The 26,370-nt window shown below is 58.4% G+C and carries 10 protein-coding genes; all 10 read right to left on the reverse strand.

From position 1 onward, the window contains the following. Positions 1–68: 68 nt before the first annotated feature. Entirely contained in the window at positions 69–19,352 is a 19,284-nt protein-coding gene (locus HGT1_RS11330; RefSeq protein WP_176250049.1) for a leukotoxin LktA family filamentous adhesin, read from the reverse strand. After that, complete coding sequence (locus HGT1_RS11335; protein ID WP_176250050.1) at positions 19,352–19,972, reverse strand: hypothetical protein; 621 nt, start codon at positions 19,970–19,972, stop codon at positions 19,352–19,354. The genes HGT1_RS11330 and HGT1_RS11335 overlap by 1 nt, the downstream gene beginning before the upstream one ends. A 200-nt stretch (positions 19,973–20,172) precedes the next feature. After that, positions 20,173–20,934: a SapC family protein gene (locus HGT1_RS11340; protein WP_176250051.1), complete on the reverse strand. Its 762-nt coding sequence runs from the start codon at positions 20,932–20,934 to the stop codon at positions 20,173–20,175. 413 nt (positions 20,935–21,347) lie between these two features. Beyond that, the gene (locus tag HGT1_RS11345; protein WP_176250052.1) at positions 21,348–22,163 is read right to left on the reverse strand and encodes an outer membrane protein; all 816 of its coding nucleotides are present in this window, start codon (positions 22,161–22,163) and stop codon (positions 21,348–21,350) included. Between the two features lie 96 nt (positions 22,164–22,259). Next, positions 22,260–23,051, reverse strand: coding sequence for a hypothetical protein (locus HGT1_RS11350; protein WP_176250053.1), 792 nt, complete (start codon positions 23,049–23,051; stop codon positions 22,260–22,262). Positions 23,052–23,337: 286 nt separating this feature from the next. Further along, on the reverse strand, positions 23,338–24,102 hold the full coding sequence (locus tag HGT1_RS11355; RefSeq protein ID WP_176250054.1) for a hypothetical protein: 765 nt from the start codon (positions 24,100–24,102) through the stop codon (positions 23,338–23,340). 44 nt (positions 24,103–24,146) lie between these two features. After that, complete coding sequence (locus tag HGT1_RS11360; protein ID WP_176250055.1) at positions 24,147–24,548, reverse strand: DsbA family protein; 402 nt, start codon at positions 24,546–24,548, stop codon at positions 24,147–24,149. Positions 24,549–24,565: 17 nt separating this feature from the next. Then, a complete protein-coding gene (locus HGT1_RS11365; RefSeq protein WP_176250056.1) occupies positions 24,566–24,814 on the reverse strand; it encodes a hypothetical protein in 249 nt (82 codons plus the stop codon). A gap of 204 nt (positions 24,815–25,018) precedes the next feature. Continuing rightward, positions 25,019–25,150, reverse strand: coding sequence for a hypothetical protein (locus HGT1_RS18315; RefSeq protein WP_255200174.1), 132 nt, complete (start codon positions 25,148–25,150; stop codon positions 25,019–25,021). A gap of 1 nt (position 25,151) precedes the next feature. Beyond that, on the reverse strand, positions 25,152–26,348 hold the full coding sequence (locus HGT1_RS11370) for a formate dehydrogenase subunit gamma (RefSeq protein ID WP_176250224.1): 1,197 nt from the start codon (positions 26,346–26,348) through the stop codon (positions 25,152–25,154). Between the last annotated feature and the right edge of the window lie 22 nt (positions 26,349–26,370).

Consider the following 26,370-nt stretch of genomic DNA (forward strand, 5'->3'; position numbering starts at 1 on the left):
CCTTCTTTGGGTTTTAGAGACGTTTTTTGATTATGCTCGATTGTTTTATGTTTCATTTTCTTCATCCGTTACTGGACCCGCAGCATGACTGCCGGACCCGAGCCGCGCACAAAGATCATGTACTCTACGCCGTTGATAACGACGACTTCGCCGTCAAACTGCGCCAGATCCAATGTATCTTCCTCATCAACGGCGACGGACCCAAAGGAACGGATCAAAGGATCATCCGCTTGTTGGATATTGCGAACCGTATCGCGGATCAAACTGATGCCGCCCAGTGGTGTTGGCAAGACGTCGATCAGTTTTGATGTTGTGTCATACTGAACCACGATGCCGTTTGTTGAGGTCGTGTTGTCATCAAGGGTCAACCCAAAGCCGAAGGACGGCACAAAGACCTGCACGTTACTGCCCGATTGCGGCACTGGCGTGCGATTATCAACCTTGATCGTCTGGATCGGCGATGTCAGCAGCAATGATCCCGGCACATAGGCATTCTTGATCTCGGTGCGTGTTGCCGTTGTCATCAAGGTTGTATCGACCACTTTGAGGTCATCCACGATAATGCCGGCAGGTGCATCAACCGTCACGGCGGCAGAGGTGCCGACCGTGTCATTCGCCCCCGTCAATGACATGTTCAACGGGCTTGGGCCGCTTGGGGTCTGTGTGACCGCCGCGCTAATCTTGTCTGCGCGCAGCTCGATCGTGTCGGCCACCTGAACATCGGTGAGGTTCAATTCATTGGTGGCTTGCAGATACAGATTGCGCCCGCCGATCACCCGGATGTTCAACGATCCGGGCAAACCGCCTGCCCCTGCGGTATTGGTCACATCGCCAATCGCGATTTCGGTATCGCCCGTGATATCGCCGGTCGATGTGATTGTTGAATCAACCCCTGTCCGGATGGCGTTAAAGGTCACACCGTCGCCCGTGATCTCGCTTGATCCGGTTGTGGTGATGTCCGTGCCGCTGACCGCCCCGGCCTTGGAGGTGATGGTGGAATCGCCCCCTGCCATGATGGTGTCAAAGACCACGCCATTGCCGTTGATGACGCTTGACCCGTTGGCATCGATATCACCACCGGTGACCGACCCGTTGACCGACGTCACGCCGATGTTTCCAACATCAGTTGGCAGGCCAGCCGCTGTCAATTTCGTAAAGGTTACAGCGTCTTGCGCGACAAAGCTCTGGCTTCCGCCAGCGGTCGCATTAACGATATCCATCGCGCCTGTACCTGTGACCGTGATCCCGCCTTGGTTTGCGGTCAGCGCGGTCAGTTTGATATCGCTCAGCGCGTCAACACTGATCGATCCGTTTGCCGCCGAAGCGTCAAGCAGACCGGTGACGATACGCAATGGATTTGCAACATCTGTAACCGTGTCATCATCGGCTGTTTCATTGGCACGGGTTTTGTCGCCAATACCCTGACCCGCGACGATCTTGACCCCTGCGCCCGCTGTTGTGGCGCTGATGTCAAAGGCACGTCCCGCAAGGGTACCGGCAAAGACCTGCCCCCCTGCATCAATATTGACCGCATCCGTCGCACCGCTGGAGGATTTGACCGCAGTAAGTTGCGCATCCCCGACCGTGGTGATGGCGACCTTGCCTGCGGCTGTCAGCGCCGCACCGTTCAACATCTTGAGCGACTCCGCGTCAACAGACGCTGCCCCCGCACCGGATGTGACTTGCGCGTTCTGACCCAGAACTTGACGCCCGCCCGCTGTCAGGATGATCGCACCTGCTGTGTCAACGACACCGTCGATGACGCTTTCGCCCGCAGCACTCAGCGTGATATCGCCGCCATTTGTTGATTTGGCTTCGGTCACGATGAATTTCGATCCCGACGGCCCGTTCAGATCAATGCTGCCTTGGGCATTTGCGGTGATCTTGCCTTTTGGGTTCACCCCGACGTTCAAGGCATTGCCCGGCGCACCGATGGTCCCGTTGGCCGCCGTCAATTCGACTTCGGTGCCCAGAATGTTGATCAGCAGATCGCCGTTCGCATTGGTCAGTGATCCGTTCAAGGCGTTCAGTTTCACATTCTGTGGCGAATAGATCGTGTCGATGGCACCACCGTTTGCAAACTCGAGGTTCACGGAGTTTTGCGCCCGTGCCGTAGTTGTGGCACCGGCGTTCAATGCAAGCCGTACCGGAACGGTGTCAGTCCCGATACCACCTTGTGACGATTCCAGGATCAGGTTGCCTGTCGAAATCATGCTGCCGCTTGCCGCGTTTGTGATGCCGTTGCGCACCTTGATGCGGGTTTCGCCTTTTGTGGTCACGGCCCCCAACAAGGCACCGCTGCGCGACGCAAGGAAGGCCTTGCCGATGTCGCTTTTCACGTCGGTCCCCGCGGCGGTTGCCACATCGAGGTTCAGCTTTTCGGCCGCAGCAAAGTTCAACGGACGTTTGCTCAGCACGGTCAGCAAGGTGTTTTCAGGCGACACCTGCCCCGCAGCCGCCGCATCAAATGCTGCTTTCTGCGTTGCGCTAAGGGTGTCGTAATCTTCCCAAAGCGGAATTTCGACATCGCCGCCCGCCGTGGTGATGGTCAGCAGCAGGTCGGTACGTTCTGCGGCAGCCAAAGCGACTTTTTGATCTGGCGTCAAAAGCGCCGGATCAAGGCTGGACCGGATGGAGACACCCAGATTGCCTGTGCTGTCTTTGACGGTTTCACCAATGCCCTTGTTGGCGAGGATCGTGACTGTCCGACCCGAAACGTTTGGATCCTTGATCACCGGGTTCGTCCCCGTGACCGTTTTCAAGGCACCCGGCGCGATGGAGAACGCCAATTCGCGCTCGGTCCAGACCGACCCGCTGGTCAATTGCGCCCGTTCATCCGTGGTGGCACCTACCTTGTGCCCCTCGACATAGACACCGCCGGTTTCGGAGCCGACCGTGGCGTCCAGTTTGCGGTAGCTCTCGGTTTGTTCGGTTTCATAGGCGCTGATCTTCAACGCGACTTCGGCATCGACTTGCGCCGTTGTATAGGCCGGATTGGCCGCCTTGATCTGGTCGCCGTAATAGCTGGTCAGCGCCTTGTGCTGGGCTGATGTCGGGTCGACTTTTACGGTGAACGCGGCATCAAATACCGTTGGGTCAGCCTGGGTTTGGCGGATTTCCCAATATTGATGGTATTGCTTGGTTTTGACGTTTTCGAACGCTTTGATGGTCTGCTCTTGCTTGAGCGCGTTATTATTGCCGATGGCATCGACGCTTTGAACAACGCCGGCACCGTCCGTTACGGTACGACCGGTGGATTTATCCAGCAAGCCAAGGCTATCCCAATACCCCAACAACTGGTTGTAAGTGCGGGTATCAATGGTTTCGACCGGATTGTTGTCAAGGATCTGACCCTTGGACGCGAGGGTGACATTGCCCCCCAGCGACAAGGCCTGATTGACCAGCATGGTACCGTCAGTCGTCGAACCATCCGTATTGCCGGCCCAGCTTCCTGAACGGATACCGATGTCGCCAGTTGCAACAGCCGTCAGACCCAGCACCGCATTTTGGGGTGTTTCGCTGAACGGACGGAAAGACTGGTCGCTGGTAAAGCCGGTGTTCACGCGCAGCAGCTTGCTTTCTTTTGCCGCGTCCCATGTGGCGGGATCATAGTCGGGGGTTTCACCGATAGATCCGCCCAAGGCCGTCAGATTGGCGCGCCAGCCCTGCACAAGCGACCCGCCAGCACCAGCAAGTGCCGGGGATGTGCTGGCAAGGATCGACCCGAAGGACACAAGGCTGACATTCCCGCGCGAGGTGGCCTCGTCCAGGGTTGCCGTGCCTGCCGCCGTGATATGGCCCGCAATAATGTCGCCGCGGCTGATCGCCGAGACGTTGCCGTTGCCAGCATTGGCCGTGAAATACCCGTTACCGGCGCTTGCGCCTGTTAGGTTCACCGCCAGTGCCAAACCGGGTGCATTTACCGGATCGGTTGGCTTCTTGATGCCACCCACAGACCCGCTTGCATTCAGGATCGCGGTTTGCGCGCTCAGCAGGGAGTTTTTCGTGCCCTGAATGATCGAGCTTTCCGTTCCGTTTGCCGTGATCGTGGTGGTGCCCGCAACGTTGGTCAGGTTGCCGTCGAGGATGACATCGCTGCCGGAGGTGATGTTGATCGAACCTTGGTCCTGACCGATAAATTCGACCGCGATCGGGTAATCCGCTCTGAGCGACTCCGTGGTGATGGTCGTATATTCCTGCGTCAGCTTTGCATAATATGTCTTTTCGGACACGATACACAGTGTCCACCAGTTACAGCTGCGTGAGCTGGAGCCAGTGTTTTCGAACTCGTTCTTTGTAAAGGTGGTGTCGTTCGCTGTGGTATACTGGGTCCCTGCATTGGCCAGGTCGGTATTTTTTGAGATGGTAGATGGCGGCTCTTGGAAATAGGCACCGTTCTTATTGGTCAGTCCCCCACCGGTTTTCGTATTGACGGTCGTGACATAGGTACCATCCTCCAGCCGGGCAATGCTCAAGCGGGCCGGGTTACTATCGAGGGTAAGGCTATTGATGCTCGCCACCGTCAGATCCGACGAGCCGAACAACTCGGTCGAGGTTTTGGAGTAGTTCGAGGTTTTCGAGAAAGTCTCGCCTGTGGTCCAGACATAGCGTTGGTTGGCTTCGGGATTAAAGGTCGCATCGCGATCTGTGCCGTCTTTTGCGACGACGCCACCCGTGAATACCAATGCGCCCGTTGCATTGTTGATCGTGCCGGTCTGCGACACGCTTTTTACGACACCGCCCGTTGCGCCAGGCGTATATTCCCGCTCATAGGTCGTCTTGCGGATCGACACGACCGGATTGGTAGGGTCCGTAACATTAACCCCGATGACATCGGTGATCTCGATCTTGCCTTTGGTGCCCCGCAGATCGCCGGCTGGGTCTTCGCCCGTGCTAAGCGATTTCAGCACAACAGGAATATTCCCGGTATTGGTGATATCAATTTTGCCGAAACCATCCAGAACATTCAGCTTACCGGCACCATCCGAGGTGTTCATGATCTGGCCGAACAGCTGGATATAGCCGCCGCGTACACTGGCCCCGTTCACAAGGTACTGTTTGTTCTTGGCGTCATAAGACGCGCCGATGTTGTTGTCCGGTCTGGTCGAAATCACCGAGAAGATGCCGTCGCCGCCATTGGCTGCGGTGTAGTTATCGGCAAAGGTCTTGTCGAATTCCAGACGGCCTTCGATCTGGCCTGACAGGTAATCCTTGATGTTGACCTGTGTGGCCACACCGCCGATTGTCAGCGTCCGCACAGGCGACGCGTCCGGGTTCTTGGCCAGTTCACCCTCATATTGCGCGTTGACCAAGGCCAGTTCTTCGGGGTCGATCCCGACAGGGACAAAGCTAAGGATCAGCCCGCCACCCAGGTCTTTGCTCAGTTCCTTGACGGTCGCGTTTTTGTTTGCGGTGACAAGCGCGTTAATTTCCGCCTGCGTGCGCCCGACCAATTCGGGTGCGCCCGTCAATTTCGGTGCCCCGTCCAGATCAAGCTTCCAATTGGCAATGCCGCTTTGGATGGTGCTGTTGATGTTCAGATACCGCGCCGCAATCGATACCGAGCCATTTGCGGTGATGCCCTTGCCTGCTTCGGTTGCGTCTTTGGGGTCCGAAAAACTGGCCGGGTCGCCGCCGATATGGTTGAACCCGTTGACATAGCTGGAGACGAAATCACCGTTTCTGGCCAGAATATCGACCGAGCCCGCGTTGATCTTGCCGCGGATATAGATGTTGCCCGATGCGCTGTCGATTTTCACCGCACCGCGGGTGTTCTCGATCACGGCACCTGTCTTCAGGATGATATCCGGTGCAAGGCGCTTGTTGGCAAGCTGGGCCTTGGCGGACCCCGGTACGTAGTAATCGGAATCCTCGGTGTTGTATTCCGAATAGATCTCGACGGCACCGCGGCTGGAATTGCGCGATGTTTCGATGTTCTTGAAATTGCCTGCGACGCCACCGGCGTTCAGGCGGGTGATATCGTCATTGTCATAGACCAACACGCCATTCAGACGCACATTGCCAGCGTCGTAATCAGGAATGATCAGGTTGTTCAGCTTCAGCGTGTTGGACGTCTGGTTGCGGATCACGATCTTGGCGTCACCTGGCGCGTTCAGATATCCCGTGCTGCTGGCAGCGGAAGTTGCGGTAGATTTCAAGACATCCGCATTGAACGACAGGTTGCCCAAACGTGCGGCTGCATCGTTGATCTCAATGGTAAACGCCGTCGGCGTGCCGCTTGAATTCGACGCGGTCGCGGCCTCGTTGGATTTGACCGCATAATCGGCGGATAGACCGTTCCAAACCGTAATATATTGCGTCAGCGACTTGTTCGGTGTCGTCGCATCTGCCGGGGTCGCAGTGACCGCGTTCAGCGTCGATACCTTGCCGTTAACGGCCGTCACGGCCGTGTTCAAAACGGTCTGAACACCGACCATGCCTGCTGCGGCCTTGTTCACCCGTGTCAGCGCGCCGTTTTGCGTCGGCACTGTGGCGCTTTCTTGCAACAGGGCTGTCTGCTTGGCAAGGTTAGCGTCGTGGTTTGCCTGAGCCGTATTTCTGGCATTCAACGCGTCTGTCTTCTGGGCTGCCGTCGATCCAGCAGCTGCATTTACCGTTGTCAGGTTCGTTTCGGCTGCCGCGAGGTTGTTGGCAGATGCAGTAATTGTCGTGTTCAACAACGAGGTCAGATTAGATTGTGCCGTCGCCGCGCGGTCTTTGGTAACCACTGATTGCGCCGACACGATAAGGTTGTTGGCAGTGATCGTATCAAGGTTTGACTTGATGACATTCTTGGCATTGCCAATGGCAAGGCTTGCCGCCGTAGCCGCAGTGGTATCGCCCACAATCAACGCCGCTGCCAAAGCTGCCTGTTGCTGGCTGATCTCGGTTGTCTTGGCGGTGATGATGCCTTGCGCCGCGACGCTATTGGCCTTGGCCGTTGCAATCTTGTCTGCTGCGGCCTTGCCTTGGGTCAAGGCTGTGTTTGTGTTGTTCACGAACGTGGCCTGGCTGCCCGTCCCAGTATAGGTCGTGATGGTGCTGATTGTGGTCAGCGTCGTTGCGCCGTTTTTGGTCAGACCGAAATTTGCGTCATCATAGCTTGTGCTGGTGAGATTGGCGTTATCAACATAATCACCCTCAATACCAAGATAGGCTGCGGCGCTTAGGTCGTTGCGCACAAGCGAGATGTTGTCGTCAATAATCGCAACTTCCTTGAGGCGCGCAGCTTTTGGAGACGGGCCGGCGTAATCACCGGGAATGTATTTGCCAGTTCCGTCAAATTCACCCAGCCCGATATCCACCAGCTTGCTTTGCAAGAAGGTGATTTCGCTTTGATAGGCCGCTTTTGCAATCGGATCGGAAGCGTAGTCTGTCAGCAGTGCATCCAGTTCGGCAACCCGATCCAGAATATTGGTGCCCACTGGCGCGCTGACGGGGGCTTTATAGGTAATATTCGATCCGGGGTCCGCAGCAAGACAGGCCGATGCATCCGCATCACATGATGTGTCCACATAGCGCAAGGTGAGTGTTTTGTAACGCTGGATACCGGTCTGGATCACACCATCGGCGGTGATCTGCGATTTGCCTGCATTCGTATGGGTCGTGCCGCCATGGTAATCAAAGGTCACATCGCCGCCGCCGAACGCGTTGGAAACAGCGCTTGCCACTTTTGCCAGTGCTTCACGGTAGATATCCTTGCCCGTGCCAACTGCCTTGGCATCAATTTCCCCACGGCTTGCGCTGACCGTGATATCGCCTGCGGCGCGCACGCCTTCGGTCAGGGTCGGGTCACTTTTCAGGATATCCACGGTGCCGGTCGAACTTACGGTCACAACCGGGTTCGGGGATGCCGGAATTGGGATCGCGGTCTTGTTAAAGATATCCAGAACCGCGTTGAAATTCAGCTGGCCATCAACGCCCGCTTCATCCTGCCCTGCCGTGATCGCGATGGTGCCGTGGCTCGGTGCCGTGCCATCCACAGGGTTCACCCCGTCAGAGACCTCGAGCAGCGCGTTTGCACCGATGGTGACTTTGTTGTCGCCGGTATAGTTGACGTCAATGTCGCCCGATGGTGCCCCGGCAAGGCCGTATGTCGTGGCCGCCGCGCGGTTGTCGATGTCGGCCGCACTCCAGGCGTTCATCACCACGTCGCCCTTATCGACGATCACCTGCGCCTTATCACCAACGCTCAGCGAGGTGTTCGATATCACACCGGTCTTGATGTCGGCATTGGCCAATGCAATCGCACCACCCGAGTCGATCTTGACCTTCTGCTGGGAGACAATATCGCTCATCGCGCTCATCTTGAGCGTCGACAGGGCCGACGCGCCCGAGGTCATCAGATGGACCGCGCTATTTGCGCCAATCGACGCATTTGTGGTGTTGTGATGGATCGTAACCGTGGCGCCGCCCGCCGGAAGATTGGCAAGACCGCCCGACGCGGAATTGACGTTAAAGGCACCACCGGCTGCGAAAGGGTTCACCGTCCGGTTTTGTGCATCAATGGTCAGGTTCGCCGCATACAGCCTCATCCCGTCGCCAAGATGCGCGTCGACATCGCTGACAACCGTATGTTTCATCGCAGCACCGCTGCCCCCAATAAGGGAGGCTTGCGTGCTGTCGACAGTGCCGCCGAATTTGCTGAGGTGTGCGGCGCTTAGCTGCGCGTCACCGCCCGTGATATCGGCGGTAAAGGTACCGTCAATGGCCGCCTTGGTATTGCTATCCGCACGTGTCGTGCCAGATGCGGCGGACCCCGCCACAAGGCCGCCACTGCCCGCGACAACCACAGCCGTGTTATCATCCGTGCCATTGGCGTTCACGGTCAAGGAACCCGCCTTGAGCGAGGTCAGACCGGTCAAGGTGGCTTGGGTTTTTGTATTGGATTTCGCCGTTGAATCGTTGAAACCGGCGGCGACAAAGCCAAGCGCAAGGCCAGATGCATCGGCATTCTGAAGCGTCGAAGACGTGGCATCGACATTCACAAGGCCCGTGGCTTTCAGCGTGCTGCCTGTCACATTCGCAAGGGTTTCAGCCTTGTTTTCTGCGGTCGATACAGTTGCCGTAAGCCCGACCAGCGCCCCTGCCGCGCCCAGCGATTTCGCTTTGGCGCTTGGGGTGGAGGTAAGTGCGGCAACCTTGATGCTGCCTGCGGTGATGTTTGCGCCGTTGATGATCGACGCTTTGGCCTTTGTGGCGATTGTCGTGTCGGCACCCGATCCGCCAACGGCCAGACCGCCCGCGACAGCCACACCAATGGAATCTGTGCTGGCCTCGGATTTGGCGGTTGCAAGCACCTCAACGGCATTGCCGGCCGTCAGAATGGCATTATCGACTGTCGCCGTGACAGTCGGGTCGATCGTTGCAATCGTCGCAGCCCCGGAAATCGCGGCACCCAGGCCACCACTTGCGGCAATCGCTTCTGCGGTGGCTTTGTCATCGGAAGATGCACTCACCGTGACGGCCCCTGCCCCGATGTCCGAATTCTTGATATAAGCATCAATCGCGCCGCCAATCGTTGCGGTTGCCACAGATGCACCAGCGCCAACCCCGAACAGGCTGACCGCCGCGCCAAAGCCCTTGAGCTTGGCCGTGCGTTTGGCATCGGCACCCACATTGACCAAGCCGCCAACGGTCATTTTCTGCCCGTCTGCAAAGGCTTTGGTGCGTGATGTGTCATTGACCACGATAACATCCGCGCTGAGCGCGACCGTCCCTGCAATGGTCCCGGCATAGCTGTCGCCGGTCAACATATGGCTGGAGAAGGCGTTGATGTTCACGCCACCGCCCGCCGTAATGCGCGGCAGGATTCCGTGTACATCAGCACCGGTTCCAACGGCCTGTGCCGTGCTGCCGGTATTGACGTTCAACACCGCAATACCCGCGCCAACCGCGCCGCCGCCAGCAGCAAAGCCGCCCGTGGTGATGTCGACTTCCAGCTCATCCGAGCTGTTCAGCGAAACGTCACCACCCGCATTGATCAGCACATTGCCAACACTTGCCGAAGTGCCACCCGGTACCGCAAGGGTCGAGGCCGCACTGGCCACATCAATCGTGTCACGCTTGGCCTTGGCCGAGGCGTTGATTGCCTTGACCCGGTCATCATCCGACGATTTCAGAAGGTCGAACACCACATCGTTCTTGGCCTGATCCTGTGCCTGTGTGTTGACCTTATCCATGTCCGCGGCACCATCACTGGAGTCGCTCAATTGCTTATCCGCTTCGCCACCCGAAGCCACGCCATCGCCGTAGCTATAGACCGAAAGACCCACAGCAAGGGCAAAGACGCCGCCCGATCCGCTGACCACTTTGGAGTCGCCCGCCTTGTTGGACAAACCACTGATCAGCACGTCGTTCTTGGCATTGATCGATACACCGTCTTCGACATAACCGGCTGTGGTTGTCTTGAACACGCCAACGTCAATCGCACCCGAAAGCCCGACAAGCCCACCCGAAACGGCCCCTGCCGCCACCGAAGACGTGGTTGAATCGCGCGCTGCGATCACGACGTCCTGGGCCGCATGACCGCTGCCGTTCGCCACGTTGATCTTGCTGTTGGCCCCGATAAAGGCCGCTGTTTTCACGGTGACCAGATCAAGCGACAGAACACCCGCGATCCCTGCATACAGCCCGCCTGCGCCCGACACGACAAGCGCCAGTGCAGATTGCTCGGACTCCGCCTGGACATTCAGACCACGTGACGCGGTTTTTGCGCCAAATCCACTGCCGTTGAACACATCGCGCGTGCCATTGCCGCCATAGGCCGACACATCTGCACTGCTGGCGATCGACGCGGTCACGGTCTTGTCGACAAGGATGACCCCCACTGCGGCACCAACGCCGGCGGTGCCACCAATGGCAACGGAACCGGCCATCATGCCGGTGCGGGTGATATCTTGTGCCAGAACGTCAACATTGCCCTGCGCCACGGCTGTGCCGCCCAGTGTCGCTGTCGTCTCGGTGGTCAGGTCAAGCGCCGACCCGCTGCCCGCAATCGCAGCAACGCCGCCGCCACTGCCCGCAATCGCCCAGATCCCGAAGTCTTCGGTGGCTTTGGCCGACACCAGAATATCATCCATCGCGGCAATATCGGATGTACCGCCGCCAACTGTGGCTTTGGTGGTTGAATTCACGATCATCGCGTTCACGCCCGCGCCGCCGCCGACGGACCCGCCAATCGCAACCGCCCCCGAGAAACCGAGCGCATAGACATCGCTGGCCGCCGCAACCGAAACCGATTGCAAGGCATCCGCAACACCGGCCATTTTGTTGATCTGGGCGTTCAGGCCGATCACCGCTTGGGTGTTCATGGTGATGACCGGAACGCTTGCCGAAATCGACACGGCAACGCTGCCCGCCGCCGTACCGGCAACCGCCATCGAGCGTACAGAACTGACACCGGAGGCGTTTACGATAACGCCCTTTGCCGCATCCAGAATGGCAACCGATTTGCGTTCTTTGGTCAGCAGATCGAAACCTGTCTGGCTTGCTCCGGCAGATGCCGTGCGTGTGCCAACATCAGCCGACTGGAACCCACCCGACCCACCATAGGCCTGGAAATCACCCCGGTAGCCGGTGGTGAACTGTTGCGTGCCGCCATTGCCAAGGGCCGTGACCCGCGCGTTATCCGCGACTTTTGCAAGGGTTGTGGCATCAATGACCGTGACACCGACCGACGCACCAATGCCCGCCGATCCGCCGCCCGCAATTGCACCATCCAGCATATCGATGCTGACCTGATCATCCGCCAGCACCGCGACGTTGCCATCGGCATAAACGCTGGCCGTATCGCCGATTTCGGCAGTTGTTTCTGTGGTCACCGCATAAACCGCAATCGCGCCGGCAAGGCCCGCAGACCCGCCGATCCCCACGCCAACCGTAATGGCGGACAGGTCTTCCACGTTCTTGGCATCCAGCACGACATTGCCCGACGCAACAACCGAAGACGCGCCGATCTTGGCGGCTGTCTTTTTGCCGATCACACCAACGCCGACACCGGCACCGGCACCCGCACTGCCCCCACCAGAGGCCGCACCACCGATCGACAGCAAGGTCGATACATCACGCGCGGTCATATCAAGCGATCCGGCGTTATGGGCATTGCCCACTTTGCCAAAGGCACCGACCAACGCTTCGGTTGTGGTATCCAGAACGTAAACGGCTGCACCTGCACCCACGGCATTGCTGCCGCCTGCGGCACCCGCTGCGGCAATCACCGTGCCGGTTTCATTTGCGGTCGCCGAAATGGCAATCGCGCCGCCTGTGTTGATCTCGGCGCGGTTGGCAACGCTTGTGCCAGCGGCCATCGCCGCGCGTGTCACGTTATTGATCGTGACCACGGCTGCGGATGCCCCAACCCCGTTCGATCCGCCACCGGCGGCCCCGCCTGCAAGGCTGAACATGCTGAAATCATTGTCGGCAATCAGGTTGACCGCCCCGGACGCGGTCACACGCGCGCCAACCCCCATCAGGGCCTCGGCGCGGTTTTGCGAGGTGATCACGGTGGCCACACCATTCACGGCATTGTTTGCCGCCGCGGCGACCGACACGCCAAAGGCCTGAATGTCCTGGGCTGCAATCGCGCTGTTGGTAAAGCGCGCGGCGTTTGTCACAACCGCATTATCGCCAAGTTTGCTGATGGTCGTTCCGGAACTGACGATGACCGATCCTGCAACGCCAACACCTGTGCCGCCACTGGCCGAAATCGCGCCGGACAGGGCTTTGGCAAGGAATTTGTTATCCGCCTGAAGGGTTACATCATTGTTGCGCGCATTGATGGCACCGCTGCCGATTGTGGCTGACACATCATCGTTGAACACCATCACCGCAAAGGATCCGGTGATAGATGTCTTGCTGCCCGCAGACCCGCCGATCGCCTCGACGTAATAGTTGTTTTCACCCAGCAACTGGCCCGTGGTCAGTTTGGTTTTCAGATCGTCAAGATCGGTGAATTTGAACAGCGTTGGAGAATCGATCTTATGATTCAACGCCTTGACGCTTAGGCCGCTGGCCGTGATGTCGCTGCCCGTCCCGATCGAGGCCGTGTAATCCTTGTCGGCAACCACAACTGCGATGGATGCACCGATCCCTGTCCCGCTGGACCCGACAGCGCCCGCAAGCGCCTTGGCGGCCAGATGGCTGGTGTTCTCGGTCTTGACCGAAACCGCGCCGCCATTGGTGATTTTGACGTTGTTGCCAATCGCCGCCTTGGTTTCGCCGGTAGAAATGCCGACCGCCATAGCCCCTGCAATGGACACCTTCTTGCCGGTAGCACCAGCGATGCCAAGTGCGGTCAGTTTCGCGCCATATCCGTCATCCGCATTTTCGCGCGATGTCGCAGAAATCGATACGCTGCCGGGGGAATTGATTGTGGCCCCGTCGCTGACGGTCGCGGCTGTTTTATTGTTGATGATCCCCAGACCCACACCGATGCCGATGCCGGTGTCGCTTTTGGGATTTGCAGCAAGACCACTGCCGGATGTTGCCATGCCAATCTGGTTGCTGGCCGTGACGGACACCGCCCCGCCCACATTCAAGGTCACGTCGCCCAATGTTGCCGACACGTTGTCCTGCGCGGCCGCGATCCCTGCGGCGGCGGCGACGGTCAGCTTGGAGCCGCTTGACTTACCCTTTGAATCGCGCTGCGATCCTTTGGTTTTGTCCATTGTGTTTGCGGATGTTGACGTGCCGCCTGTGGTCTCGTTCTTTTTCTCGTCCGTCTGGTTGAACTTGCCGCCTTCGGCCGTGGCGCTTGCTGTGGCGTCGTAGGTGCGGGCCGATGTTGCCGAAATCGCCAATGATCCCGCCGTCAGGTCGCGCGCCAGAACAGCGCTGGTCAAAGAGGTGTTCTCGAGCGCGCCATCAGATGCGCCGTTGCCCAGAATAAGGGCCGCAGATGCACCAACGCTGACCTTGGAGGATTTGTTTTCACCCTTGGATTTGGCCGTGTTTTCGCCCGTGTTGGTGGCAGAAATCGTAACCGCCCCCGCGCCCATGCCCAGACCGTTGCCCGTGCCAACCCGTGCGGTTGTGCGTTCGTCCAACATGGCCAATGCCACCGATGCATCCACCGCGATACCGCCCGCCGCCCCGGCAGAGGCGTCCGTGACCGTGTCGATGTCGGTGTTGGCGTCAACCTCAAGGCCTGTCCCGTTGGTGAATGTCGCACCGTCTTGCAGTTCGGCCGTGGTGTTGGTTGTGATCAGGTTCAACGCAACCGATGCGCCAACCCCGACCGACGCGCCCGCGCCGCCCTTGTCGCTGGGGGCCGCGATTGCTGTCGCCAGCATTTTTTCTTCGGCCTTGATGCTGGACGTCCCTGTCTTGGCGTCAACACTTGCAGCGCCTGAAATGGAGGCAGTCGTCTCCACATTGACGATGTTCAAGGCCAGCGATCCTGCGATCCCGACCTTGCTGCCGCCTGCACCCGATGTCGCCTTGGCGAATATCGTGTCGGTCGGGGTCGCTGCACCTTGCAATGCGGCGATATTCACGCCCGCAGCGCTATGGGTCCCCTGCCCGAGTTTCGCGGTATTCTTGGCCGTAATCACGTTGACCGACACGGCCACGCCGATACCGACCTTTGACTGACCACCATCCGCGCCCTTGACCGCAGACCCGTCCGAGGTTGCAGAGCCGTTGGCGTTGCTGGCCGATGAAATATTGAGCGACCCGCCAGAGGTAATGTTCACCCCGTCATTCGTGACCGCTGTGACAGAAGATTTCTGGACGTTGACGGCAACTGCCGCGGCCGCTGAAACCTTGCCTTCGGATGTTTTGGCCGAACGCCCGCTTTCATTGCCAGCCTCAGTCGATGTGGCGCTGCGTTGATCGGTCGAACCGACCTTGGCCTTGCCCTGCTTGTCAGAAGCCGAGGTCAGCTTGGTCGTGGCTGTTTTATCGACACTGTCGCCGGTGCTGGTGGGGGCGGCATTGGCATCATCGCCCTCTTTGGCACCCGAAGCTGTTGCCGTGGCCGAGAGCGTCGAGGAAGACACACCGATCGCGTTGAACGTCACCGAGCTTGCCGCGCCTGCTGCGCTGACATCACGGTCGGTTGTCGCCAATACACGATCATCAATCAGGGCCAGCGCCAGCGATGCGCCGATGGCCGCTTTGGTGCCTGCCGCAGCGGCCTTGGCCGTTGTCGTGACGGTTGAATCCTGTGTGGCGGAAACCGAAACCGCGCCGGTGGTTGCAAGGGTTGCCCCCGTGCCCAAACGCGCGGTGGTTGTGTTATTTACCAAAGACAGCGCCAGAACAGGCGTCAAAGAGAAGCCCCCGGACGACCCTGCTTCGGCGGTTGTGGTGACGGTATGTTTCGCGGAGGCGTCAACAGACACCGCACCGGCCCCTGTTACAGTGGCGGAATCAGACAATTCGGCAACGGACCGGTTTGCGATGATGTTCAGACCAACCGATGCACCGATCCCAAAGGAAGACCCCGATGCGCCGCCGCCAACGGGTTTGGCTTCGGCGGTGGTTGTGGTTTGGTTATCTGCTTTCAATGTAACAGCGCCCGCACCGGTGATGGCAACACTGGCCGCACTCGAAATCCGGGCGGTGCTTTGCGTATCAATCAGGTTCAGCGCCAGCGATCCGGCAACCCCGACTTTGCTTCCGCCCGCACCCGATGTGGCGCTGGCAAGGAATTCATCCGACTTCGTGTCTGTGCTGGCAGGGTTCGCCATCAGTTTGGCCACATCAAGGCTCAGCGCCTCGACCGTCAAGCCACCCACGGTGTGGGCTGCGACACCCAAGGTCGCGTCGTTCTTGACCTTGACCGAATTCACCGCGACTGCGGCACCGATGCCAACCTTGGACGGGTCAGGCGTGTTGCCCGCCGCATCTTTCTGGCCAACGGCGGCACCAGTTGCTGTGGTTTTGCCTGTTGCATTGCTGGCGCTGCGCAGGGTCAACATGCCCGCTGTCGAAATCACCGTGGCATCCGGCACGATGGCCGACACGGTCGCATTTTGCACGTTAATCGCCACGCCCGCCGCGACGGAAATCTTGCCTTCGCTGGTCGAGGCAGACCGGCTGTCGCCATCCGCCAGAGCCGTATCCGTGGCACCGCGTTGCTTGGTGTCGCCAACGCCCTTGCTTTTTTGCTTGTTCGAGGCCGAGGTCAATTGCGTGGTCGCAGCACTGTCTACATCGGCTTCGCCGCCCGCAGGCGCTGCGCCTGAATCGTCGGCCGCGGCGGCCCCTTGGGCGCTGGCTGCAGAGGTGACTTCGGAGGTGGACGCACCGATGGCGCTGAACGTGACGGTGCCGCCTGCGCCCGTGGTCGTGACATTGCGGTCGGTCGTGGACAGCACCTGATCGTCAACCAGCGCCAGCGCCAAGGACAAACCAACGGCTGCTTTTGCACCGGCGGCATCGGCCTTGGCCGTGGTGGTTGTGGACGCGTTTTGCGCCGCTGCAACCGACACTGCGCCAGTTGTTGACAGGCCGGACCCCGTGCCCAACCGTGCGGTGGTCGAATTGTTGACCATCGACAGCGCCAAGACAGGCGTCAACGCAAAGCCACCCGATCCGCCTGCCTCGGCTGTGGTGATAATATCATGGGTTGCCGATGCCGACAGCGTCAGTGCGCCTGCCCCTGTAACCGTTGCCCCATCGGCCACTTCGGCCCGCGACCGGTTGGCAATAATGTTCAATCCGACCGAAGCACCAAGGCCCAGCGTGTCGCCTGTGGCACCGCCGCTGGCGGGTGTCGCCGCGACTTCGGAATCCGTTTTGTTGTCGGTCGTCGCCTCGACAGCGCCGCCACCGGTGATGTTCACCGCAACGCCCGCGCCAATGGTTGCCGTGGTTTGCGTGTCGATCAAATTCAGCGCGAAAGACCCTGCAACCCCGACATTCGAAGACCCCGCACCCGAGGTGGAAGACGTCTTGAACGAATTTCCGATCTTTGAGGTAAGCGGATTGTCGGACAGCGCCGACAAATGAATGCTGCCCGCTGAAACCGCACTTGCAATGATCGCGTCATTTTTGACTTTGGCAATGTTGATGCCGATCGCGACGCCAACCCCGTTTGCCGATTTAACCGCCGTGCCATCGGCTGTTACGTCGACGTTGTTTTCGGAACTGCTGGCAACCCGAAGATCACCCGAAATCGTGGCAGATGTCGTTGAATCGTAAGCAGATTTTGTGGTCGAGGTCAGATCGGAAATCGCCAATGCGCCGGCGACCGAAAGCTTGCCCTCGCTTGTGCTGGCGTCATCACCGTATTTGGCACCGGACAGGAATGTCGCGGCTTGCGATCCTGTTGACGGCTCTGTCGCACCGCCTGCCCCTGCGACGGCTTTGACCGTGACATCAACGCCCGTGGAGGCATCAAGGTTCAGGCTGCCGGCCGTAACATTTGCATTGCCGCTCAGCTCGGTTGTGGTGATCGCGTTGATGACACTGACCCCGACACTGGCACCGAATGCCGCCGCTTGCGGCGTTGCATTGGCGACCGAGAGGATCTTGTTCATTGCCGTCACATCAATGGCATTGGTCGCCTTGACCTTTGCATCGCCGGTGATGCGCGCAATCGCGGTGCTGTTGATGGTCGATACGGCCACTGCCCCATCTGCGGCACTGTTGGCCGGTGCCAATGATTCAGTCGGGATGTTCGATGTGACGGTCGATTTTGCAGACAAAGCTACGCTGTCGGCTGTAATGTCGCTGGTGCCGCCGACCTCGACCGTGGCGGCGGAATTGGTCACAACCACCCCGACCGGCAGTGCGACGGTGGACAGGTCGCCATTCGCGGTTGCCGTTGCATTTGCGTTTAGCGCACCGGTCGCCACGATGTCACCGCTGTTGATCGTGATCTTTGCCGTGGCGGTTGGAACAGCCACCAAAAGCGCAAAGTTGTCGACCGTCGATGTCGCGTTCAGGGTAATGTTGTTGCCGTGCAGGATCGGCGCTGCCCCTGCCCCGTCACCAATGATGATCTCAGCCGTGCCGCCGCCTGTGCGGACCGCCGTCAGGGTCACGTCGCCTGTTGTCCCGGCAGTGACCGTGGACCCGTTGGCCAAGGTGATCTTGGGTGCCTCAAGCGTGATACTGCCCGCCGCACCGCCGCCACCGGTGGAATCCAAGATACCCGCCGAGGCGATGGTGATGGATTCGTCTGCCTGAAGGGTGATCGTCGCCCCGAAGCTCAGGATGCTGCCCGCGCCGTCGATGACCAGATCAATCGGGTCAAACAACAGGTCACCGGCTTTGCCGAAATCCGACCCAAGGTCAAAGCGCCCTGCGCCGATCTCGGCGAATTTGCCGCTGAGTTCGATAAAGCCGCCATTGCCAAAGCCCGCACCGCGCGCGCTGAAGGATGCGCCGCTTTCCGTCTTGAGGCTATGGCCTGCCATGAACACGATATCACCGCCGTCGCCGTCAAGCCCGGCACCATCCGCGCTCAGCTCGGCCGTGGCCTGAACCAGCGTGTTGCCGCCGGATTTCACCGAGATATTCCCGCCGCGACCGCTGGTTTCTGCCGATACCGAAGCACGCCCGCCAATTGTCGCGTCACCCGCTGCAATGATCGAAATCTGGCCGCCACGCGACACCAATGCGCCGCCCTCTTCCATACCGGTAGAATTGACGGTCGCGCCAAAGATCATGCGCTGCCCAAGGTCGTCGCCTGTCAGCGGTCCGGTGCGCCCGTTGACCATCACCGTATGGCCTTGCAAGGTAATGCCGCCCTCGGCGGTCACTTGGCCCGCAATCGAAATCACCCCGTTCGGCGAGATCGGAATTTCGCCGCGCATCAGCTGGTTTGCGACCGCGTTGTTGATCGACCCGTCTGCGCGCACAATGGTATCAAGGAAGGCTTTAGTCGGTGTGTTCACCGTCAGAGAGCCGACGTTCACCCGACCCGACTGGCCAACAATAAAGCCGTTCGAGTTGGAGAAGAAAATATTGCCGCCGATTTTACCGTCTTTGTAGGAATTCAATTCGCCATTGATAACAACCGCCCCGTTGGACACGATGTTAACCAGGCTTCCCGCCCGATCCGGCACATAAAGATCAACCCGCTGGCCTGCCGCTTCTTGGAAGTCCGAAAACGTGTTAAAACCGACACCGGCTGACACCGTGTCGGTTCTGATTTTCGTGTGGTTGCCGGTGACCTTGATCGTTGTCTTGGTTCGCCCGTCGGCAACAATATTGTTCGACGTCAATCCCCCGACATTCACCGCCTGAGCGCGCGCGCCGCTTGGCAGAACCGCGGTGACAACCGCGCCAAGGACAATGGGACTGGCCCCCGCCATGAGCCTGGCCAGCTTGGACCCTACTGTCTTGGTTTTCCTGAGGGGGTGAATGGTCTGCTTGGAAACTTTGAAAAACTGGTCCATCAGAAATTACCATCCTTAATGCGGAAAATATCGGGTGTGTCCGGATTGACCGAATACAGCAGCGCGAGCCCCGTAGGCTTCAGCGCATTGCGCCCGTTTGTGTCTTCTTCGTAATTGCCCTGAAGCAACAGAATTGCGGAACGCCCTTCGGGATCGAGCCCACGGAACAGCAAGATTCCGTTTTCGACCGCCGTTGCGGCTGTCAGCGAACCGGGTGCGTAATTACCGGCGGCAAAATGGCTGCCCAGAACGTCAGAGTTGGCAACCAGTTGGGCGTCGGTCATGGCGGGGTCGATTGTGGCATTCCACGATGCGCCGACCTGGATCAGCGCTTTGCTGGTGTAGCCGAAAATATAGGACACCTGGGCCGTGCCCCCGCCTTCCAGCAGGTCTGGCACCTTCACGGTCAACAGCTCTGTGCGTTCGACTGTGTTCTGGCCTTGCGCGATATCGGCTTCGGTGAGGCCAAAATCCTTGGTGATTGCCGCGATAACCGCCGCCTTGTCCATGCCGAATGTGGCGGAGCGAAAGCCGTTAATGGCAACGGGCGCTTGCTCTGCCTGCTGGGCTGCTGCGCTGTCAGTTTCAGTTGCAGCATACCCAACGGACGCAAAAGCCATCCCAACTGCCAAAGCACCAAGCGAGACACGCGCCCACTTTGCCAAAACGCAGAAATGCACCATAATCTTCCCCTAAAAAACACCGTGGCAAAAATCGTCTCGTGAACTCCCCAACAAGACGGCAACCACGACGTACAAATCTAAAACCGCCTGAAAAATAAGGCGGTACTCATCAGCTTTAAAATAAACTTAGCTCAAAATTATTGAACTGTTTCTCCCGCAGGCACGGACTCTTCCGCAGCTACCGAAGGCATATCCAACTGTTGTCCCAATCTCGAAATAGATCTCAGGCTCAACAAGTGGCTGTAAATAGGTTTCAAAAATCCGGCAGCGTTCAGCTTGCCCAAATCTGCATCAGACAATGCGGCCAATGCTTGTTCGCTAACGACCATCAGGCCATGCACGCTGGTTTTTTCGCCATCGGGCATCACCGCATCCAATGAGATCGACTGGAACAGCCCCATCTCGTGCAGCATCTTGGTAAAGGCATCGGTGCGGTCCGCAGAGGTTTTATAGCTTTGCGAAATCGACAGCGCGCGTAGCAGCGTCTCCTCGGACTCTCCGGTTTTTGTGAAAAACGGCTCGCCCTCTTTCTCGTTCAGACCTTCATAGGTGTCGTCGACACACAAGATCGGATCGCCACCTTCGACGTCACCGATGATGAACGGGTAGCGGCGCAAATAGGCCGGCGCATATTTCCCGTCCCACAGACCGTCTTTGGAGATGAAAACATTCGTTCCCGGCTTCAGGCCGGTGACAAATACGGCGGACGGAACGTCAGCGGCGGGCAGAAAAGCGATCGGAAGGTCGTCAAGCGCCAGATCGAATTCATCCACAAGTGCGGGAATCAGGTTCGCGTCCCGTGCAAATCCCAATGGCTGCGACTTGGTCGAAAACTTCAGGTTCTTATGGATTTCGGTGCTAAGTGGAATAACGTTCTTATAAAATAACGGGTTGGGCATGAAGTTTAGTTCCCTAAAAACAGTAAAATCACAATTAATTGAGGAAACGTTAGTAAGGTTTTATAAGTATAGCAACAATTTAGATCGTGGCACGAGCGCATGCACCCGCCCACCACCATAGATTGAAGCGCTTTTATTCCTTGGTATGCTGCCCCCGAACAGCCGTAAATCAGCCATCGCTCAAGGCCGAATTCGGATCTGCAAAGGTCAAGACATGGATGGGATCTGCATAAAAAGCGAGGATCGCATCGAAGTGGTCGCTTTGTGCATTTGGATGGAGCGGGTATCACTCGCGCCGCAAATCATGCAGCCATGATGCCCCCGCCCCTCCCAAGACACCCTCGTGAGGGCGCAGAAATTCACATCTTTCCGGGATGGCGATGCCCCCCGTGCAAACACGGAAGGCGCTTTTTTTATCTAAGGTTCAAAGGGATGCGCACCCCGACCGAAACAACCTGAGAGCTGATGTCAAACTCCAACGGATTAACCGGAGACTCCGTACCGCTTCCCGCAAGGGGCGTGCCGCCGCCTTGCGCGTTCCCAAGCGCGAAATACTGGTAGGTCAGGTCCATCTTGATCGGCCCATTCGCGTTTTTCCCGACATTCCATGAAACACCGGCACCCAGGCTCCATGCCAGATTGGTCTTACTATCCCCTTCGAAGCTACGTGAAGGCTGGGTTGCGGCCGCGTTGGTCCGTGTCCAGTTGCCCATCTTATTGGTTGCCAGACCCACACCCGCCATAAGATAGGGCTGAAATTCAAAACGCCCCTTGCCCATGTTGGGGATATCATAGGCAACGTTGGCCATCAGCGCAGTCGATTTAACGGTCGTCGCAACGTCCGCATGCGGGCCTGCAGTCGCGGGCACGGTAAAGGCCCATGGCCCCGAAATATCTCTGCTGCCAAATGCTGTCAGCGCGATCTCGCCTCTGACACCAAGACGCAACTGCCGTCCGACCGCGATGGTAGCGGCAACGCCATCAGGCTCTGACAGATTAAAGAAGACGACCGGGTCTGACCCAACCGGCGCGGCACCCGGAGGCGACCATTGGCCGTCATGAATGCCTGATTGATCAACCCCGACACCAAGGCGAAGATAGGCATTCGTAGGACCAGTCAACCAAGCGCCACCATAAAGGGGCGAGGCTTTGAGTTCTTGCTGCGCCGTCGCAGTTTGCGCAACCGTCACCATAGCCACAAAGGCCATCACTCCTAGCGATAACTTCATTATACTTCCCAGTTTCAAACAATCAAAATCACGTATCACGATATGACCAAGCCAGCAAAACGCAAGCTTGGCCTTCTTTTAGACGACGATCTATTCTCAACCGTGTCCTTCAAGTATCGCTGCCCTGATATCTTCGGCATCTTTCGCCAAAGCCTGGGATTGGGCTTCACTTAGTTCAAACCCGAGGATTGTTGACACGGCATATGCCGTCTCGGGAGAGATCGAGATCGTTTTATCAGAGGCCGCCCCCAAGAACACAGCGGCAAGAACATCAGGCGTATTCACCACCCCTTGCGCGGTCAGATCTGACGAACCGTCCAAGACGTCCCGCAGCAGACCAAGGTTCGCCACCGGAGAGTCGATCATCGACACATTGTCGAAATCGGTCTTCAGCGCCGTAATCATCTGATCCAGCGACATCGAATAGAACGCGACCGTTTCAGGTGTCAGCTTCGAGATTTCTTCGGCAGCCGCCTTGGCCAGAATACGATCGGGCGAACGCGACACATTCAAACGGCCCAGTTCAACCTCTGGAATGCCCTCTTTGGCCCAAACCGGCCTGCCCCCTTGCGACCCACCCGAAGTGCCAGCCCTTGGGCCCTTGCCGTCGGAGTCAGCGCTAGGTCCGCCCTTGCCTTGAGCACCGGCAGTGCCTTTTTTGCCTTTGCCACCACTGCTATGACCCTCGGAATCTTCCCCGGTATCGCTATGGCCGTCGCTGTCTTCATGACTTTCGTCACTATGACCGTCAGACCCGCTATGCCCGCCACCACTGGCTCCGGCACCATGACCACCACTGCCGCTCTCTGCGGCGAAGGCAACCGACCCTGTTCCGTCTGGGAATGTCATCGCCAGTGCAACGCCTAACACGGCAGCAATCGCTACCATTGAAACACCCCTGACAACGGAGCAACGCGTTTGGTTATTAGTCCAGGATTTCTGCATGATATTATACCCTTAGTTTGTTCATTAGTGACCGGGCCTGTCGCGGAATGCGGTTTTGATGTGCATCGTTTCAACGGCGATGTGACATGCGAAAAAGGCGCTCAGCATGGCGTCAGGACGACGCGACACTCTCGACTTTATTTCGTGCAAATCCGGACCGCGACAAGCGCAGTGAAGGCGCGCCGGACTGACTAGTCCAGCCCGGCGCGCCATTTACAAGCCTCTCGGCTTAACCGTGACCTTCAAGGATCGCTTCGCGAATGGCCTCTGCATCAGCGGCAAGCGATTCAGCCTGTGCGTCAGAAAGGTTGTATCCAAGGATCGTGGCGACAGCGCTTGCTGTATCCGCAGTGATTTCGACCGTCTTGTCCGAGGCAGAGCCCAAGAACACGGCAGCGAGAACATCAGCTGTGTTTACCACCCCTTCGGCGGTCAGCGAGGAAGTGCCGTCCATCACGTCTTTCAGCAGACCAAGGTTCGCAACCGGAGAGTCGATCATCGTCACATTGTCAAAATCGGTCTTCAGCGCCGTGATCATTTGGTCCAGCGACATCGAATAGAACGCAATCGCTTCGGGCGTCAGTTTAGAGATCTCTTCCTCGACCGCCTTTGCCAGAATACGATCGGGCGAACGCGCCACATTCAACCGGCCCAGTTCAACCTCTGGAATACCCTCTTGCGCCCAGACAGGCTTGCCGCCTTGTGACCCGCCAGAGCTGCCCGCCTTCGGGCCTTTGCCTTCAGAGTCAGAATCCGGTTCACCCTGACCGCTGCCAGATCCGCCTGCACCTTGACCACCGGCACCACTACCAGAGCCGCCAGCGCCTTGACCATTGCCGCCGCCTTGTCCGCTTTGCTGGGCAAATGCGAAGGCACCTGTTTCCGAAGGAAATGTGATCGGAACGATTACGGTGAGCGCGGCAGCAACCGCAAACGCCGAAACGCCTGAAGCAAGTCCGGTTGATGTCGACTTCAATGACTTAAGAATTTTCATGTGCAGTTCTCCACTTCACGTTAATTTATGAAGAACAATTACCCTCAGGGGCGACTCGCGGGATTGATATTAGTCAATTTGAATATGTTTTTCGCAGGCCGCGAAAAGAAACATTTTTGAGGTGCTGAAAACGGGTCTTGTGCGCCGGTGCTGCGCATCAGGGGCAACGTGTTCACCGGAAGGTCGGGATTGAACGCAAACCGCCACAGGTCATGCTGGGTGATGAAACGCTGCATCTCAAGGCGTTCATACTGCATTTTGGCGGGGATATTGGCATCGGCCTGCATGGGCGACTGGGTGTCCGCGCCTTTGAAAATGCCGCCCAGCAAACACGGGATATAATTCACGCGCGCGCCGGTCCGTTCGGCGATCTGCGGCAGGACCTTAAGGGCAAGGTAGGCATCGGGGCTGCCGAAATCAAAGAGGAAATCCAAGGCCTTGGTCATGTAAACCCTCCCCAGCCTTATTTCGGCAAGGGGCGCAGTCTGGCGGATGCGCCGGTAAAGATGATCCTGCCCCGCCCCCCTGTCCGCATTTTGCCCGCCACTTCGCGCCCCGTCAGAAAACCGGTGAAACAGGCCATCTCACAGACCTTGCGATACACCCGCGCAGTGGTGTCGGTGACCGTGAACCGGACGTTTGCCCCGATGTCGAACACCGCAAATTCCTGCGGGGCGACATCGGTTTCGATGCGGTCGATCTGGGTGACCATCTTGTCTTGTGCGCGTCGCGCGCGTTCGCGGGCATGGCAATCGCAGCGCCCCCATCATCGCGGATGGGCTGCGCCTATGCCTCGAGCGCATCTGCATGGCGTGACCTGCGCACAAGGCAAACGACCATCCCCTCTTTGGCAAAGGCGCGCACAACCCGGATTGGGAACCAGATCAACCGGACAGCCAGCCCGCCTTTGACGGTCCTAGTCCGACAGGCGCACGTTTTGCGATGACGTAGCCGCCGTCGCGCTGGAAAAGCCCACAACCTGCAAAATCCGGTTGGCCCCGACGGTAATGACCACAAGGGCCACGAGCGAGATCAGAAACGCTTTCATCCTACGGCTCCTTCCGGGTTGTCGACGTTGGACCGACGATTTCCTCGGCCCAAATGCTGTGATGTTCGCGGGCCCATTGTTCCTCGACTTCGCCCTTGCCCATCGCGTCAAACGCGCCTTCCATGCCGATAGACCCAAGATAGATATGTGCAAGAATGATCGCGGTCAGGATCAGGCTGACAAGCGCATGCCAGAGCTGTGCGTATTGCATTTCCTCTTGCGGAGCGAGCGGGTACGGCAGATCGGCATAACCGAACCAGCCCGGCACACCCCAGCCATTCAGCAACGAAAATGTATGGCCGAACAGGTTGAATTCAAACGGAAACAGCAGCGACAAACCGGACAGGGAAATCGACCCGCCCAACAGGATCACCGCCCAGAAAATCAGTTTCTGGCCCGCGTTGAACTTTTTCGCAGGGGGATGCCCGCCGCCCAAAAGGCCGCCACCTTTGGCCAGCCAGCGCAGGTCGGTGCGGTCGGGAATATTGTGGATGACCCAGATGGCAAACACGAAAACAAGCGCGATCATAAAGGCCCAGGAGACGTTGTTATGCACCCACTTACTGACGATCGCGACAGAGGAAAACGCCTCGTGACCAAAGGCGGGGATGATCACCTTGCGCCCGAACAATGTAATCAGGCCGGTCAGACCAAGCAGTATAAAGGACGACGCCAGCATCCAGTGGCCAAAGCGTTCAAAGGCCTTGAACCGCAGCAGCGTGCGCCCGGTCTTTTCGCCGTCGATCCGGATGCGCCCCCGGATCAGATAGAACAAGGCCAGCGCCAGCAGGGTGCCGCCCAAAAGGTAAATCGCAATGGTCTGCAATGGCCCGCGACGGAAATCCAGCCACCACATGCCGCCGTCCTGAATTAGGGTCGTGGCCGCTGGTACCCGTGCCTGGGTGGTTATGTCAGCCTCGCCAAAGCGGTAGGCGCGCCACAGATCGGCGTCAGACGCACCCCCAAGCGTGCCAAGCTGGTCGATGCCGGGCTTGGCGTTGGCAGGGTCGCCAATTTCGTGCGACCGGATGGCGTCATCAGAAGTTTTCAGACCTTCCTGACGGCGCAAGATATCCTCGAGGGTGGAAACTGCGGGGTTGGTATCAACAGTGCTTGTCTGCGGTGGCACGTTGTCCTGGGCCAGGGCCCCGGACGCGATGGACAGATAAATCATTAAAACGGCAAAAAGGCGCTGCATCATCATATCCCTTTCTTTCCCA

It is taken from the genome of Sulfitobacter sp. HGT1, from assembly GCF_013282155.1.
Classification (GTDB): Bacteria; Pseudomonadota; Alphaproteobacteria; order Rhodobacterales; family Rhodobacteraceae; genus Sulfitobacter.

Bases quoted from the DNA above. Each gene is read 5' to 3' on its own strand.
- HGT1_RS11330 (WP_176250049.1), bottom strand. From the start codon at position 19,352: ATGGACCAGTTTTTCAAAGTTTCCAAGCAGACCATTCACCCCCTCAGG.
- HGT1_RS11335 (WP_176250050.1), bottom strand. From the start codon at position 19,972: ATGGCTTTTGCGTCCGTTGGGTATGCTGCAACTGAAACTGACAGCGCA.
- HGT1_RS11340 (WP_176250051.1), bottom strand. From the start codon at position 20,934: ATGCCCAACCCGTTATTTTATAAGAACGTTATTCCACTTAGCACCGAA.
- HGT1_RS11345 (WP_176250052.1), bottom strand. From the start codon at position 22,163: ATGAAGTTATCGCTAGGAGTGATGGCCTTTGTGGCTATGGTGACGGTT.
- HGT1_RS11350 (WP_176250053.1), bottom strand. From the start codon at position 23,051: ATGGTAGCGATTGCTGCCGTGTTAGGCGTTGCACTGGCGATGACATTC.
- HGT1_RS11355 (WP_176250054.1), bottom strand. From the start codon at position 24,102: ATGAAAATTCTTAAGTCATTGAAGTCGACATCAACCGGACTTGCTTCA.
- HGT1_RS11360 (WP_176250055.1), bottom strand. From the start codon at position 24,548: ATGACCAAGGCCTTGGATTTCCTCTTTGATTTCGGCAGCCCCGATGCC.
- HGT1_RS11365 (WP_176250056.1), bottom strand. From the start codon at position 24,814: ATGGTCACCCAGATCGACCGCATCGAAACCGATGTCGCCCCGCAGGAA.
- HGT1_RS18315 (WP_255200174.1), bottom strand. From the start codon at position 25,150: ATGAAAGCGTTTCTGATCTCGCTCGTGGCCCTTGTGGTCATTACCGTC.
- HGT1_RS11370 (WP_176250224.1), bottom strand. From the start codon at position 26,348: ATGCAGCGCCTTTTTGCCGTTTTAATGATTTATCTGTCCATCGCGTCC.